Here is a 15,514-nt window from a genome sequence, read left to right as displayed (position 1 = left end):
GTCGCGAACGTGAATCTTCGGGTTGTTCTGCGAAAGAACCATCGTGATCGCCGCCGTCAACGTCGTCTTCCCGTGGTCCACGTGCCCGATCGTGCCCACGTTCACGTGCGGCTTGGTACGCTCGAACTTCTGCTTGGCCATCTCGCTCCTCCGTGATTGGCACCACCGGCCGGGCGCGCGACCCGGGCCCCGGCAAGGCTAACCCCTGACCTTCTCGACAATCTCTTCCGCCATGCTCGCCGGCATCGGCTCATAGCGGGAAAACTGCATGGTGTACACGGCCCGGCCCTGCGTCAGCGAGCGCAGGCGCGTGGCGTAGCCGAACATCTCCCCCAGCGGCACCGAGGCCGCGATCACGCGGGCTTCCTTGCGCATGAACATCCCGCCGATGCGCCCGCGCTTGGAGGTGAGGTCGCCGATGACCTCGCCCATGTACTCCTCCGGAACCACCACCTCGACATCCATCACCGGCTCCAGCAGCCTCGGCTTCGCCTTGCGCGAGGCCTCCTTGAGGGCCATCGAGCCGGCGATCTTGAACGCCATCTCGGAGGAGTCCACGTCGTGGTAGCTGCCGTCCACCAGGGCCACCTTCACGTCCACCATGGGGTAGCCGGCCAGCACGCCGGACTGCATCGCCTCCATGATCCCGCGCTCCACCGAGGGGATGTACTCCCGGGGGATCGAGCCGCCCACGATGTTGTTCTCGAACACGAACCCGGACCCCGGCGGCAGCGGCTCGAGCTCGATCTCGCAATCGCCGTACTGGCCGCGCCCGCCGCTCTGGCGCACGAAACGGCCGCGGGCCTTGGAGGCCACGCCGACCGTCTCCTTGAACGCCACCTGCGGCTTGCCCACGTTGGCTTCCACGCCGAACTCGCGCATCATCCGGTCCACCAGGATCTCGAGGTGCAGCTCGCCCATGCCTTCGATGATGGTCTGGCCGGTTTCCTCGTGGGTGCTGACGCGGAAGGTGGGGTCTTCTTCGGAGAGCTTGCCGAGGGCGGTGGAGAGCTTCTCTTCGTCGGCCCGGGTCTTCGGCTCGATGGCCACCGAGATCACGGGCTCGGGGAAATGCATGGACTCCAGCTGGATCGGGTGGTCCTTCACGGTGAGGGTGTCGCCCGTGCCGGCCTGCTTGAGGCCGATGGCCGCCGCGATGTCGCCGGAGTACACGGTGTCGATCTCCTCGCGCTTGTTCGCATGCAGCTGGACCAGGCGCCCGACGCGCTCCATCTTGCCCCGCGCGGCGTTGTACACCCCGCTGCCGGCCTCGAGCTGGCCGGAATACACCCGGAAGAAGGTGAGCTTGCCGACGTGCGGGTCCGTCTGGATCTTGAACACCAGGGCGGAGAACTTCGAGTCGTCGTTGATCTCACGCGTCTCGGGCTCGAGGGTATCGGGATTCACGCCCTGGACCGGCGGCTTGTCCACCGGCGAGGGGAGGTAATCCACGACCGCGTCCAGCAAAGGTTGCACTCCCTTGTTCTTGAATGCCGATCCGGCCATCACCGGGACGATCCTGCCGATCACGGTGCCGCGCCGGATGGCCCTGCGGACCATTTCCGTCGTGACTTCCTTGCCCTCCAGGTAGAGGTGGACCATTTCGTCGTCGAATTCGGCGACCTGGTCCAGCATCTGCCGGTGGGCTTCGTCGGCCTTCTTCCTAAGGTCCCGGGGAATCTCGGTCTCCTCGAAGGTGCTGCCCTTGGGGCCGGCGTCCTTGTAGAAGACCGCCTTCATTTCCACCAGGTCGATCACGCCCTCGAACACGTCCCCTGCGTACATCGGGGTCTGCAGCGTGACCGGGTTCGCCCCGAGTCGCTCGCGCATCATCTGGATCACGTAGTCGAAGTCGGCCCCGACACGGTCCAGCTTGTTCACGAACGCGATCCGCGGGACGTTGTACTTGTCCGCCTGCCGCCACACGGTCTCGCTCTGGGGCTCGACGCCGCCAACGCCGCAGAAAACGGCAATGGCGCCATCCAGCACGCGCAGGGACCGCTCCACTTCAACGGTGAAGTCGACGTGGCCGGGCGTATCGATGATGTTGACCCGATGGTCTCGCCACTGGGCGGTGGTCGCGGCCGCGGTGATGGTGATCCCGCGCTCCCGCTCCTGCTCCATCCAGTCCATGACCGCAGAACCCTCGTGAACCTCACCCATCCGGTGGACGCGGCCCGTGAAGAACAGGATCCGCTCGGTGAGGGTCGTTTTTCCGGCATCGATGTGGGCCATAATGCCGATATTTCGGGTTCTGCTAAGAGGCGTTACGCGTGGCAATTCCTGCCATCCTTTACTTCGTTTCTGGGTCTCGGGTTTGCATCACCACCTTTCCGAACGGAACAGGCAGGTGCACCGTTTATGGGCTATTCCGGCCTGCGACCCGGGCCGGCGCCCCGCGATTGATTCAGCCAGCCGCCCGGCGCGAACCGGGACGGCGTCCTACCACCGGTAGTGCGCGAAGGCCTTGTTGGCCTCGGCCATGCGGTGGGTCTCTTCCCGCTTCTTGACCGCCCCGCCCTCGTTCTTCGAGGCCGCGAGCAGCTCCCCCGCCAGCTTGTCGGCCATGGTCTTCTCGGACCGCGCCTTGGCGCTGACCAGCAGCCAGCGGATGGCCAGGGCGGTGCGCCGCTCGGGGCGGATTTCCACCGGCACCTGGTAGGTGGCGCCGCCGACACGGCGGGACTTCACCTCGAGCACCGGCTTCACGTTGTTGAGCGCCGTCTTGAGCACCGACAGCCCGTCCTGGCCGGTCTTCTCGGCGAGGAGCTGGATGCTGTTGTACACGATCCCTTCCGCGGTGCTCTTCTTGCCGCCGCTCATCACCGAGTTCACGAACTTGGTGACCAGCACGTTGTTGAAGCGCGGGTCGGGCGGCAGCTCCTTCTTGATGATGGACTTCTTGCGCGGCATGAACGCTCCCCTACTTCTTCTTCACAGCGCCCTTGGCGCCGCTCTTGGTCCCGTACTTGGACCGGCTCTGCTTGCGTCCGTCCACGCCACTCGCGTCCAGCGTGCCCCGCACGATGTGGTAGCGCACGCCGGGCAGGTCCTTCACACGCCCCCCGCGGATCAGCACGATGGAGTGCTCCTGCAGGTTGTGGCCTTCGCCGGGGATGTAGCAGGTGACTTCCATGCCGTTGGTGAGCCGCACGCGCGCCACCTTCCGGAGGGCCGAGTTCGGCTTCTTCGGTGTGGACGTGTACACGCGGGTGCAGACGCCGCGCTTCTGCGGGCATCCCTTAAGGGCAGGCGCCGTGTTCTTGCGGCGCACGAGACTGCGGCCCTTGCGGACCAATTGGTTCAGCGTTGGCAAGAAAACTCCTGGGACCCGGCGACTAGAGTCAGCGGGCGGTTTTACAAGCGCTTACGTGGTTCGGACGTTTGCCTGGACCGGGCGCAGAATGGAAATATTAGGGATGTGCCCGGGACCTGTCAAGCGGTTTTTGCATCCTCGGGTTCCGGCCGCTCGACCGCCTCGTCCTCCTTCAACACCTTGATCTTGCGGTACTTAGCCAGTCCGGTCCCCGCCGGGATCAGGTGGCCGATGATGACGTTCTCCTTGAGGCCCCTAAGTTCATCCGTGTCACCGGATACCGCCGCCTGCGTGAGCACGCGGGTGGTCTCCTGGAACGAGGCCGCGGAGATGAAGCTCGGCGTGGACAGCGACGCCTTCGTAATCCCAAGCAGCAAGGGCTGATGCGTCGCGGGCTGGCCCCCTTCGGCCTCCACCCGGCGGTTTTCCTCCGCCAGGGTCAGCTTGTCCACGTCCTCGCCCTCGAGGAACACCGTGTCGCCCGGGTCCTTGATCCGGACCTTCTGCAGCATCTGCCGGACGATGACCTCGATGTGCTTGTCGTCGATGCGCACGCCCTGCAGCCGGTAGACCTCCTGGATCTCGTCCACCAGGTACTCCTGAACCCGGTTGATGCCCTGGATCAGGAGCGTGTCGTGCGGGTTCATGGGACCTTCCGTGAGCCGGTCGCCCGAGTGCACGCGGTCCCCCTCCTGCACGTGCAGGTACTTGCCCTGCGGGATCAGGTACTCGCGCTCGTCGGCCTCGTCGCTCACCACCCGCAGCTTGCGCATGCCGCGGACCACCTTGTCGAACTCCACGCGCCCGTCAATTTCGCTCACGATGGCGTGGTCCTTGGGCTTGCGCGCCTCCAGCAGCTCCGCCACGCGCGGGAGGCCGCCGGTGATGTCGCGCACCTTGGCGGACTCGCGGCGGATCTTGGCCATGATCTCGCCCGCGTGCACGGCGTCGCCGTCGCGCACGCTCAGGCGCGCGCCGGTGGGCAGCGGGTACTGGCCCAGCGTCTTGCCGGCCGCGTCCACCACGTCCAGGCGCGGGTGGCGCAGCTTCTCGCGGTCCTCGATGATCACGAACAGCTTCATGCTCGTGTTCTCATCGAGCTCCTCGCGCATGGTCAGCTTTTCCTTGATGTCGATGAACTTCACCGTGCCGGTGACCTCGGTCACGATGGGGGTGTTGTACGGGTCCCACTCGGCCAGCGGGGCGCCCAGGGGCACTTCCTGGCCATCCTGGACCAGCAGCGTGGCGCCGTAGAGCGGCTCGAACCGCTGGACGATGTTGCCGTCGGGGCCCTCGATGCGGATCTCGCCCTTGTGGCCCACGGTGACCGGCATGCCGTCGCGGTTCTTCACCGTCTCGAGCTTGTTGAAGCGCACGGTGCCGGCGGCGTTCGACAGCCTCCGCGCGGCCTCCGCGATGCGGCCCGAGACGCCGCCGATGTGGAACGTCCGCAGCGTGAGCTGCGTGCCCGGCTCCCCGATGGACTGCGCGGCGATCACGCCCACGGCCTCCCCGGTGTCCACCATGCGGCCGGTGGCCAGGTTGCGCCCGTAGCACTTCTTGCACACGCCGCGGCGCGACTCGCACACCAGCACCGAGCGGATCATCACCCGCTCCAGGCCGCAGTCCTCGATCTCCTTGGCCTTCTCCTCGGTGATCTCCTCGCCGGCGCGCACCAGCACCTCGCCGGTGAGATCGTTGACCACGTCCTCGGAGGTCACGCGGCCCACGATGCGCTCGGAGAGGCTCTCCACGACCTCCTCGCCCTCCTTCAGCGCCGAGCGCGTCAGGTTGAGCGCGGTGCCGCAGTCGTCCTCGGTGATGATGACGTCCTGCGCCACGTCCACCAGCCGGCGGGTCAGGTAGCCCGCGTCGGCCGTCTTCAGGGCGGTGTCGGCCAGTCCCTTGCGGGCTCCGTGCGTGGAGATGAAGTACTCCAGCACCGTCAGGCCTTCCTTGAAGTTCCGGATGACCGGGCTCTCGATGATCTCGCCCAGCCCACCGGTGATCTTCTTCTGCGGCTTGGCCATCAGGCCGCGCATGCCGGCGAGCTGACGGATCTGCTCGGGGCTCCCGCGGGAGCCCGAGTGGGCCATCATGTAGATGGGGTTGAAGCCGTCCTGTTCCAGGGAGAGGTGCTTCATGGTGGCCTGCTCCACCTGGGTGGCGGCCTTCGACCACGCGTCGATCACCAGGTTGTAGCGCTCGTTCTCGGTGATCACGCCGCGCTGGTACTCGCTGGTGACGCGCTGCACCTCGGTCTTGGCCTTGGCCACGATGTCGGCCTTGCTGGGCGGGATCACCACGTCGTCAATCCCCACGGTGATGCCGGCCTGCGTGGCGAACTTGAAGCCCAGATCCTTGAGCTCGTCCAGCAGCGCCGCCGTCTCGGCCGGGCCGAGCTTGCGGTAGCAGCCGCCGACCAGGTTCTCGAGGCCCTTCTTGTCCATGTCCTTGTTCACGAACTGGAGCGCCGGGTGCAGGTGCTGGTTGAACAGCACGCGCCCCGCGGTGGTCTCGAAGTGGTCGTAGGCGGCGCGCTCGTCGCGCGCGGCCGCCGGGTCCTTCTTCTCGGGCTCCATGACGTGCTGCCCGGGCTGCAGTCGCAGCGCGATCCGCTCGTGCAGCTTGATCTCGCCGCGGTCGTAGGTCGCCAGCGCCTCGGTGGCGTTCGGGAACGAGCGCAGCCGCCGCGGGTCCTCGCGCACCACCTTGCGCAGCCGCTCCTCGTCCTCGGGCTTGCCCAGCCAGCCCTTCGCCTTCCACTTCTTCTTCAGGTCGGCGACGATCGCGGCCTCGCACTTCGCGTAGGCCGGGTTCAGGCAGGCGCCGCGCGCCTTGGTCAGGTAGTTGCAGCCCAGCACGATGTCCTGGTTGGGCGTGGCCAGCGGCCGGCCGTTGGCCGGCGAGAGGATGTTGTGCGAGGAGAGCATGATGGTGCTCACCTCGATCTGCGCCTCGAACGAGAGCGGCACGTGCACGGCCATCTGGTCGCCGTCGAAGTCGGCGTTGAACGCCTGGCACACCAGCGGGTGGATCTTGATCGCCTTGCCCTCCACCAGCACCGGCTCGAAGCCCTGGATGCCGAGGCGGTGCAGCGTGGGCGCGCGGTTCAGCAGCACCGGGTGGCCCTTGATGATCTCGCCCAGGATGTCCCACACCTCGGGCCGCTCGCGCTCCACCAGCCGTTTGGCCGACTTCACCGTCTGCACGAAGCCCTTGTCCTCGAGCTTGCGGATGATGAAGGGCTTGAACAGCTCCAGCGCCATGTTCTTGGGCAGGCCGCACTGGTGCAGCTTGAGCTCCGGACCCACCACGATCACCGAGCGGCCGGAGTAGTCCACGCGCTTGCCCAGCAGGTTCTGCCGGAACCGGCCCTGCTTGCCCTTGAGCATGTCGGACAGCGACTTCAGCGGCCGGTCGCCCTGTCCGCGCACCGCGCGGGAGCGGCGGCCGTTGTCGAACAGCGCGTCCACGGCCTCCTGCAGCATGCGCTTCTCGTTGCGCAGGATCACCGCGGGGGCCTTGATGTCCATGAGCTTCTTGAGCCGGTTGTTGCGGTTGATCACCCGGCGGTACAGGTCGTTGAGGTCGGAGGTGGCGAAGCGGCCGCCCTCCAGGGGCACCAGCGGGCGCAGGTCCGGCGGCAGCACCGGCACCACCTTGAGGATCATCCACTCCGGCCGGTTGCCGCTCTTGCGGAACGCCTCGGCCACGCGCAGGCGCTTCAGCACCTCGCGCTTGCGCTGCACCGAGGTCTCGATCTTGGCGGTGCTGCGCAGCTCGGCGCACAGCAGGTCCAGGTCGATCTGCTCCAGCAGCGTGCGGATCGCCCGGCCGCCCATCTCGGCGGTGAACTGCGCGGTGTTGTCGCCCGCGAGCTCCTCCATCTGGTCCTCGGAGAGCAGCTCCTTGGGCTTGAGGCGGGTGTTGCCCGCGTCGATCACCACGTAGCTCTCGTAGTAGAGCACGCGCTCGAGGTCGCGGATGCTCATGTCCAGGAGGTGACCGATGCGGCTGGGCACGCCCTTGAAGAACCAGATGTGCGCCACCGGCTCGGCCAGCTCGATGTGCCCGAGCCGCTCGCGGCGGACCTTGGCCTGGGTGACTTCCACGCCGCAGCGGTCGCACACCACGCCGCGGTAGCGGATGCGCTTGTACTTGCCGCAGTTGCACTCCCAGTCCTTGACCGGGCCGAAGATCTTCTCGCAGAACAGGCCGTCCTTCTCCGGCTTGAAGGAGCGGTAGTTGATCGTCTCCGGCTTGGTCACCTCGCCGTACGACCACTCCTTGATGACCTCCGGCGAGGCCAGCTTGATCTTGATCGAGTTGAAGGTCGCCGGCTTGCGGCGGTCACGGTCCTCGCCACGGGTCAGCGACATCCTGCCCGGCGGGGGCGACGGCGGCATCTGCAGGCCGATGTTCTCTTCCATCCTGTACGTCCTCTCAGTTCTCTTCCATGGTCTGGATGTCCAGGCAGAGGCTCTGGAGCTCCTTCACCAGCACGTTGAACGACTCGGGCACGCCCGGCTCGGCCGGATTCTCGCCCTTGACGATCGCCTCGTAGATCCGGGAGCGGCCGTTGACGTCGTCCGACTTCACGGTGAGCAGCTCACGCAGCGTGTGGGCGGCGCCGTAGGCTTCCAGCGCCCACACCTCCATCTCCCCGAAGCGCTGGCCGCCGAACTGGGCCTTGCCGCCCAGCGGCTGCTGCGTGACCAGCGAGTACGGGCCGATGGAGCGCGCGTGGATCTTGTCGTCCACCAGGTGCGAGAGCTTCATCATGTAGATGAAGCCCACGGTCACCCGGGAGTCGAACTGTTCGCCGCTGCGGCCGTCGTAGAGGTGCGACTTGCCGTCGGTGTCCAGCCCGGCCTCGGCGAGCTTGGCCTTGATTTCCTCCACCGTGGCGCCGGCGAACACCGGGGTGGCCACGTTGAAGCCCAGCCGCTGCGCCGCCCAGCCGAGGTGCGTTTCCAGGATTTGCCCGATGTTCATTCGGGAGGGCACGCCCAGGGGGTTGAGGACCATGTCCACCGGGCGTCCGTCCACCAGGTACGGCATGTCCTCCTCGGGCAGGACCTTCGCCACCACACCCTTGTTGCCGTGGCGGCCGGCCATCTTGTCGCCCACCGAGAGCTTGCGCTTCTTGGCCACGTACACCTTGACCAGCTTCACCACGCCCGGAGGCAGCTCGTCGCCCTGGGTGACCTTCTTGGTTTCCTTCTCCAGGTCGCGCTCGATGCGGGTCAGCGCCGCCGAGGCCGCGTCAATCTGCTTCCAGATCTGCTCGTTGACCTTCTCGTCCTTGGTGAGCTCCTGGCCCCACTGCAGGTCGTCGAAGTCGATCTCGCCGAGCCGCTCGTCGGTCAGCTTCAGGCCCGGCTTCACCAGCACGTCGCCGGTCCTGGCGCTCACGATGCGGTGCGCCGCCTGGCCGCGAAGGATGTTGCGGATGGCCTCGTCGCGCTGCTCCTTGACCTGCGCCTTCTCCTTGCCGGTCTGGCGCTTGAGGCGGTCCACCTTCTTCTTCTCGTAGCCCTTGGAGCCCTCGTCCTTCTCGCGGCGCGAGAACACCTTGATGTCGATGACGATGCCGTCCATGCCCGGGGGCGCCTTCAGCGAGGCGTCGCGCACGTCGGCGGCCTTGTCGCCGAAGATGGCGCGCAGCAGCCGCTCCTCGGGCGTGAGCTCGGTCTCGCCCTTCGGGGTCACCTTGCCCACGAGGATGTCACCGTGCCGGACGCGGGCGCCGACGCGGACCACGCCCTCGTCGTCGAGGTTCTTGATGGCGTCCTCGCTCACGTTCGGGATCTCACGCGTGATCTCCTCGACCCCGCGCTTGGTGTCCCGGACTTGCAGCTCGAACTCCTCGATGTGGATGGAGGTGAAGACGTCGTCCTTCACCAGGCGCTCGGAGACCAGGATGGCGTCCTCGAAGTTGTACCCGCCCCACGGCATGAACGCGACCAGCACGTTCGCGCCCAGCGCCAGCTCGCCCATGGAGGTGGAGGCGCCGTCGGCCAGCACGTCGCCCTTGCGGACCCGCTGGCCCGCGTGCACCACGGGGCGCTGGTTGATGCAGGTGTCCTGGTTGGAGCGCTTGAACTTGATGAGCCGGTACTCGTCCACGCCGGTCTTGCCGATGTAGTCGGGCGTGGGCACGCCGTCGCGGGTGTCGTAGCGCACCTGGATGGAGTCGGAGGTGACGCCCTCCACCGTGCCGTCGCGCTTCGCCAGCACCAGCGCGCCGGAGTCCTCGGCCACCTTGCCCTCCAGCCCGGTGCCCACGAAGGGCGCGTCGGTCTGGATCAGCGGGACGGCCTGGCGCTGCATGTTCGAGCCCATCAGGGCGCGGTTGGCGTCGTCGTGCTCCAGGAACGGGATCAGCGCCGCCGCCGGGCTCACCAGCTGGATCGGCGAGATGTCCATGTACTCCACTTCCTCGCGCGCCACGGTGGGGTACTCGGAGCGGAACCGCACCGTCATGCGGTCCTCGCCCAGCTGCCCGCTGCGCGGGTCCACCTCGGCGTTGGCCTGCGCGATGTAGTGGCGGTCCTCCTCGTCGGCGGACAGGAACTTGATGCTGCGCTTGTCCATCAGCACCTTGCCGTCCTTCACGACGCGGTAGGGGGTCTCCAGGAAGCCGAACTCGTTCACCCGGGCGTAGGTGGACAGCGACGCGATCAGCCCGATGTTCGGGCCTTCCGGCGTCTCGATGGGGCACATGCGCCCGTAGTGGGTGTAGTGCACGTCACGGACCTCGAAGCCCGCGCGGTCGCGGGTGAGGCCGCCCGGTCCCAGAGCCGAGAGCCGGCGCTTGTGCGTCAGCTCGGCCAGCGGGTTGGTCTGGTCCATGAACTGCGAGAGCTGGCTGGAGCCGAAGAAGCTCTGGATCACCGCGGAGATGGTCCGCGAGTTGATCAGGTCGTAGGGCGTGAGGGTCTCCTCCTGGAGGCTCATGCGCTCCCGGATGATCCGCGCCATGCGCGCCAGCCCGATGTTGAACTGGTTGGCCAGCAGCTCGCCCACCGAGCGCACCCGGCGGTTGCCGAGATGGTCGATGTCGTCGGTGACCACCAGTTCGCCTTCCAGCTCCTCGCCGGTGCGCAGCAGCACCAGGTACTTCACGATGGCGAGGAAGTCCTCCCGGCACAGGATGGAGGAGTCCTGGCCGGGGCGGTGGTGATCCAGCCGCTTGCGCTTCTTCTCGTCGCCCAGCAGCACGTCGTGGTTGAGCTTCTGGTTGAGCTTGTGGCGCCCCACGCGCGCCAGGTCGTAGCGCTTGGGGTTGAAGAACAGCTTGGTGAGGATGTCGCGCGCGGTCTCGGCGCGCGGCGGCTCGCCCGGGCGGATCAGGTTGTAGATCTTCCCGAGGGCCTCCTCGTCGGTCTTGGTGTTGTCCTTGCGCAGGGTGTTGCGCACCACGTCGGCCTCGTCGCGGTGCGGGATCACGAAGTAGGTGACTTCGTGGATCTTCGCCTTGCGCAGGCGCTCGAGCTTCTCGGGGGTGATTTCCTCGTTGACCTCGAGCACCACCTCGCCGGTGTCCGGGTCCACGATGTCCTCGGCGGACACGCGATGCAGGCACGGCGGATCGGCCTTGCCCTTGAAGTCGCAGCGGACCTTCTCGTAGAACAGGTCCAGGATGTCGTGGTCGCTGACGTAGCCGAGGGCCTTCAGCAGCACCGTGACCGGCAGCTTGCGCTTGCGGTCGATGTGGACGTACATGATGTCGTTGATGTCCAGGCTGAACTCCACCCACGAGCCGCGGTAGGGAATGATCCGCGCGGAGAAGAGCTTCTTGCCGTTGGGGTGCGGCGTCTCGTCGAAGAACACGCCCGGCGAGCGGTGCAGCTGCGAGACGATCACGCGCTCCGCGCCGTTGATGATGAACGTGCCGGTGTCGGTGATCAGCGGCAGCTCGCCGAGGTACACCCCGGCCTCCGGCTCGATGACCTCCTTCACGGCGCGCTTGCCGTTCGCGTCCTCGCGGATCACCAGGCGCATGCGCGCCTTGAGCGGCGCGGAGAACGTCAGGTCGCGCTCCTGGCACTCGTCCACCGAGTACTTGGGCTCACCCACCTCGTAGCTGATGAACTCCAGCGAGTACAGGTCCCGGGCGTCCGAGATCGGGAAGACGCTCCGGAAGACCTCCTGGAGACCCTCGTTCCTGCGCTTCGAGGGATCCGTTTCCAGCTGGAGGAAGTCCCGGAAGGACTTCAGCTGCACGTCCAGCAGGTTCGGGATCTGGAGCTGCCACTCCTTCTCCAGCTTGGTGAAGCTCACGCGTTCGCGACGAATCATGCCCTGCAAGGCGGTCCCACCTTTCCCATACAGCGACTACAAAGGCTTCCGCGACTCCCCTGTCCCTGTCACACCGCGGGTGCCCGGCCCACGACGCCGAAAGCGCGTGCAGCCGCCCGGAGAACACTCCTCCGGGCGGCCCACGCCTGCGTCGAGACCCGGCAGGTCACGGCGCACTCGTCACTTGATCTCGACGGTGCCGCCCTGCTCCTCGATCTTCTTCTTGATGTCCTCGGCCTCGGCCTTGCTGATCTTGGTCTTGAGCGGCTTCGGGGAGCCGTCCACCAGGTCCTTGGACTCCTTGAGTCCCAGGCCGGTCAGCTCGCGCACCACCTTGATGACCTGGATCTTCTTGTCGCCGCCGCTCGCCAGGATGACGTCGAACTCGGTCTGCTCCTCGGCGGCAGCCGCGGCGGCCGGGCCCGCGGCCATGGCCATCATGGGCATGGCGGCCGACACGCCGAACTTGTCTTCGAGGGCCTTCACCAGCTCGCTGACCTCGAGGACGCTCATCTTCTCGACTTTTTCGACGATCTCGTTGATGACGCTCACGGGAGTTCCTCCTAGGGGGGCGCCGGGCCCCCGCTATGTGGCTGCCGGGTCCCTGGTCCCAGGGCGGCCTCGCCGCCCCGGGGAGCGTTCCCGGACATGGTTGCTTCTCGAGGTTCGGTATCTATGCCGCGCGGGCGGGGCGCATCACTTCCCCGCGTCGCTCGGCTCGCATCGCCCGTTGCGGTCCACAGTGGCGGCGTCCCGCCGGGCTCCGTAAACCAAGGGATCAGGCCGCTCCGGCCTTCTGTTTCTCCACCTGGCCCAGCACCATGACCAGGTTCCGCGCCGGGGCGCTGAGCACCGTGACCAGGTTGCGGGCGGGGCTGCTCAGCACGTACACCAGCTGCGTGAGCAGCTCGGTCTTGCCCGGCAGGCGCGCCAGGGCGCCCAGCTGGGCGGCGCTCAGGATCTTGCCGTCCACCAGGCCCGCGGTCATCTTCGGGAGCTGGTGCTCCTTGGCGAAGTCCGCGAGCACCTTCGCGGCGGTGACCTCGTCGGCCGCGAACGCGACCGCCAGGGGGCCCTTCAGGTGCTCGTCCAGCCCGGCGTGGCCGCGCGTGTTCAGCGCGCGCCGCATCAGGGTGTTCTTGGTGACGCGGAACTCCACCTGCTGCTCGCGGCACTTGCGGCGCAGCACGGTGACCGTCTCCACGTCCATCCCGGCGTATTCCGAGAGGATCACGCTCTTCGCGGCGGCCAGGCGCTCGACGAGGAACGCGACTTCTTTTTCCTTTTCCGCAGTCGGCATCTCGTCGTCCCCCTATACCTTCAGCTCGGCCTGGACCAGGTTGGCGTCCACGCGGACGGCCGGGCCCATGGTGGAGCTGAGCGTGATGCTCTTCATGTACTGGCCCTTCGCGCCGGACGGCTTGAGCCGCGTCACGGCCTTCAGGAACGCCAGGGTGTTCTCGAACAGGTTCTCCTCCACGAAGCTCTTCTTGCCCACGGGGGCGTGCAGGTTCGCGCCCTTGTCCACGCGGAACTCGATCTTGCCCGCCTTGAGCTCCTTGACCGCCTTGGCCACGTCGAAGGTGACCGTGCCGGCCTTCGGGTTGGGCATCAGGCCGCGGGGGCCGAGCACCTTCCCGAGCTTGCCGACTTCGCCCATCATGTCGGGCGTGGCGACGATGGCGTCGATGTCCATCCAGCCCTCGCGCAGCTTCGCGACGTAGTCGTCGGAGCCCACGTGGTCGGCGCCCGCCTCCTGCGCCTCCTTCTCCTTCTCCCCCTTGGCCAGCACCAGCACCCGGAGCGACTTCCCGATGCCGTGCGGCAGGATCACCGTGCCGCGGACCTGCTGGTCGGCGTGGCGCGGGTCCACTCCCAGGTGGATGGCGATCTCGACGGTCTCGTCGAACTTGGCGCCGGGGGTCTCCTTGAGGCGCTTCACCGCGTCCCGGAGTGGGACGTGCGACTCGCCGGCGATCTCCGCGCCCTTGCGGAACCTCTTGCCGTGCTTCATGCGGTCTCCTCGTGGTCCAAGCGCGCCATACGGCGCTCCCACGCGGCTGGATGCTGGGGACGCGATCCCCGCGTCCCCGGGAGGCCCGGCGGCCCGTCGGCCGGTCCGCCGGGAAAGCTGCCCTACGAGGCGATCTCGATGCCCATGCTGCGGGCGGTGCCCATCACCATGCTCATTGCGTGCTCGACGTCGTTGGAGTTGAGGTCGGGCTTCTTGAGCTCGGCGATCTCGCGGACCTGCGCCAGCGTGACCTTGGCCACCTTGTTGCGGTTCGGCACCCCGGAGCCCTTCGCGATTCCCGCGGCGCGCTTGAGCAGCACCGCGGCGGGCGGGGTCTTCAGGATGAAGGTGAAGCTCCGGTCCTTGTAGATCGTGATCACCGCCGGGATGATCAGGCCGGCCTGCGCCTGGGTCCGGGCGTTGAACTGCTTGCAGAAGTCCATGATGTTGACGCCGTGCTGTCCCAGGGCCGGACCGATCGGCGGCGCGGGGTTGGCGGCGCCGGCGGGCACCTGCAACTTCACGAGAGCGGTGATTTCTTTCGCCATCTTGCTGTCCTTCCGAAGATCCGGCGCTGCCGGCCCGTCCGCCCGGACGGGGCCGCCGCGCGACGCGCCAGCCTAGACCGGCTGCACCTGCAGGTAATCGAGCTCCACCGGAGTGGCGCGCCCGAAGATGCTGACCATCACCTTGAGTTTCCCGCGTTCGGGGTGCGTCTCGTCCACCACGCCCGTGAACCCGTTGAACGGGCCGTCCACCACCTTGACGTGCTCGCCCACGCGGTACTTCGACTCGGGCGCCGGGCGCCCGCCCTTGGACTCCTTCATGCGGCCCTTCACGCGCTCGATTTCCGCTTCCTTGAGCGCGATGGGGTTGGCGCCGGAGCCCACGAACCCGGTCACCCCGGGCACGTTCGTCACCAGGGTCCGGGTCGCCTCGGACATGTCCATGTTGAGGAGCACGTAGCTGGGGAAGGTGCGCCGCCGGGACACGGTGCGCTTGCCCTCCTTCATCTCCGCGAATTCCTCGGTCGCCACGATGACGTCGCCGAACGCCTCCTCGAGGCCGGCGGCCCGCGCGGCGCGCTGGATGTTCTCCTGGACCTTCTTCTCGTGGCCGGAGTACGTATGGACCACGAACCACTGCTTCGCCATTGTCACGCCCCTGCTACCGGAAGCTCAGCACGAGCTGGACCACGCGCCCGAAGATCTGGTCCAGGAGGCCGACGGTCAGCCCGATCAGCCCCACCGTGATGCTCACGACGAGCGTGGAGTTTCGCAGCTCGGGCAGCGTCGGACGGCTGACCTTGCGGAACTCGTCGCGCACTTCCTTGAGAAACGTGACCGACTGCTGGACGATCTGCGCCATTCCCGAAACATCCTCCCGGAGGGATGGCAGGCCTGGAGGGATTCGAACCCCCGACCCCCGGTTTTGGAGACCGGTGCTCTAGCCAGCTGAGCTACAGGCCTACCGCTGGACCGCGCGACACGGCCGCCCGGCGAATCCGCCGGCCGGCCGCCGCCCGTCCCTTTACTTCGTTTCCTTGTGGGGCGTGTGCTTCTTGCAGAAGCGACAGTACTTCTTGAACTCGACCCGGTCGGGGTGCAGGCGCTTGTTCTTCTTGGTGGTGTAGTTGCGCCGCTTGCACTCGCCACAGGCCAGCAGGATCTGCTCGCGCATCCGGTTGCTCCATCGGGGGCGCCCCGGGCGCCCCGCGTGTCACGCGGCCCTGGCCGCTACTCGATGATTTCCGCGACGACGCCGGCGCCCACGGTGCGGCCACCCTCGCGGATGGCGAACCGAAGCTCCTTCTCCATCGCGATCGGCGTGATCAGCTCGATCGACATCGTGATGTTGTCGCCCGGCATCACCATCTC

At 67.1% G+C, this 15,514-nt stretch carries 14 protein-coding genes and 1 tRNA gene; all 15 read right to left on the bottom strand.

The features are described 5' to 3' along the window. The coding region (tuf, locus tag HZB25_14565) for an elongation factor Tu (protein ID MBI5838456.1) at positions 1-141 on the bottom strand (141 nt) is incomplete at its 3' end. A gap of 57 nt (positions 142-198) precedes the next feature. Further along, positions 199-2,280 (bottom strand): elongation factor G, encoded by a 2,082-nt coding sequence (gene fusA, locus HZB25_14560; GenBank protein MBI5838455.1) that lies wholly within the window; start codon positions 2,278-2,280, stop codon positions 199-201. Between the two features lie 162 nt (positions 2,281-2,442). Further along, a complete protein-coding gene (gene rpsG, locus HZB25_14555) occupies positions 2,443-2,913 on the bottom strand; it encodes a 30S ribosomal protein S7 (GenBank protein MBI5838454.1) in 471 nt (156 codons plus the stop codon). 10 nt (positions 2,914-2,923) lie between these two features. Further along, on the bottom strand, positions 2,924-3,316 hold the full coding sequence (locus HZB25_14550) for a 30S ribosomal protein S12 (GenBank protein MBI5838453.1): 393 nt from the start codon (positions 3,314-3,316) through the stop codon (positions 2,924-2,926). 119 nt (positions 3,317-3,435) lie between these two features. Beyond that, complete coding sequence (gene rpoC / locus HZB25_14545; GenBank protein MBI5838452.1) at positions 3,436-7,749, bottom strand: DNA-directed RNA polymerase subunit beta'; 4,314 nt, start codon at positions 7,747-7,749, stop codon at positions 3,436-3,438. Positions 7,750-7,762: 13 nt separating this feature from the next. Beyond that, positions 7,763-11,623 carry a DNA-directed RNA polymerase subunit beta gene (gene rpoB, locus HZB25_14540; GenBank protein MBI5838451.1) on the bottom strand — a complete coding sequence of 1,287 codons (3,861 nt, stop codon included), beginning with the start codon at positions 11,621-11,623 and terminating at the stop codon, positions 7,763-7,765. Positions 11,624-11,803: 180 nt separating this feature from the next. After that, a complete protein-coding gene (gene rplL, locus HZB25_14535) occupies positions 11,804-12,166 on the bottom strand; it encodes a 50S ribosomal protein L7/L12 (GenBank protein MBI5838450.1) in 363 nt (120 codons plus the stop codon). A 235-nt stretch (positions 12,167-12,401) separates the two neighbouring features. Further along, positions 12,402-12,923, bottom strand: a complete 522-nt coding sequence (rplJ, locus tag HZB25_14530; protein MBI5838449.1) for a 50S ribosomal protein L10 — start codon at positions 12,921-12,923, stop codon at positions 12,402-12,404. A 12-nt stretch (positions 12,924-12,935) separates the two neighbouring features. After that, positions 12,936-13,637 (bottom strand): 50S ribosomal protein L1, encoded by a 702-nt coding sequence (locus HZB25_14525; protein ID MBI5838448.1) that lies wholly within the window; start codon positions 13,635-13,637, stop codon positions 12,936-12,938. A gap of 122 nt (positions 13,638-13,759) precedes the next feature. Beyond that, positions 13,760-14,185: a 50S ribosomal protein L11 gene (gene rplK / locus HZB25_14520; GenBank protein MBI5838447.1), complete on the bottom strand. Its 426-nt coding sequence runs from the start codon at positions 14,183-14,185 to the stop codon at positions 13,760-13,762. Between the two features lie 72 nt (positions 14,186-14,257). After that, positions 14,258-14,791 (bottom strand): transcription termination/antitermination factor NusG, encoded by a 534-nt coding sequence (gene nusG / locus HZB25_14515; protein MBI5838446.1) that lies wholly within the window; start codon positions 14,789-14,791, stop codon positions 14,258-14,260. A gap of 13 nt (positions 14,792-14,804) precedes the next feature. Then, complete coding sequence (gene secE / locus HZB25_14510) at positions 14,805-15,005, bottom strand: preprotein translocase subunit SecE (protein MBI5838445.1); 201 nt, start codon at positions 15,003-15,005, stop codon at positions 14,805-14,807. A gap of 24 nt (positions 15,006-15,029) precedes the next feature. Beyond that, positions 15,030-15,106: transfer RNA gene (locus HZB25_14505), tRNA-Trp, on the bottom strand. A 61-nt stretch (positions 15,107-15,167) separates the two neighbouring features. Then, positions 15,168-15,317: a 50S ribosomal protein L33 gene (rpmG, locus tag HZB25_14500; GenBank protein ID MBI5838444.1), complete on the bottom strand. Its 150-nt coding sequence runs from the start codon at positions 15,315-15,317 to the stop codon at positions 15,168-15,170. Between the two features lie 56 nt (positions 15,318-15,373). Continuing rightward, positions 15,374-15,514: elongation factor Tu (gene tuf / locus HZB25_14495; GenBank protein MBI5838443.1), on the bottom strand; the 141-nt coding region annotated here is incomplete at its 5' end.

This window comes from Candidatus Eisenbacteria bacterium (assembly GCA_016235265.1).
Classification (GTDB): domain Bacteria; phylum Eisenbacteria; class RBG-16-71-46; order RBG-16-71-46; family JACRLI01; genus JACRLI01.
This window is presented reverse-complemented; position numbering and strand designations above follow the sequence as displayed.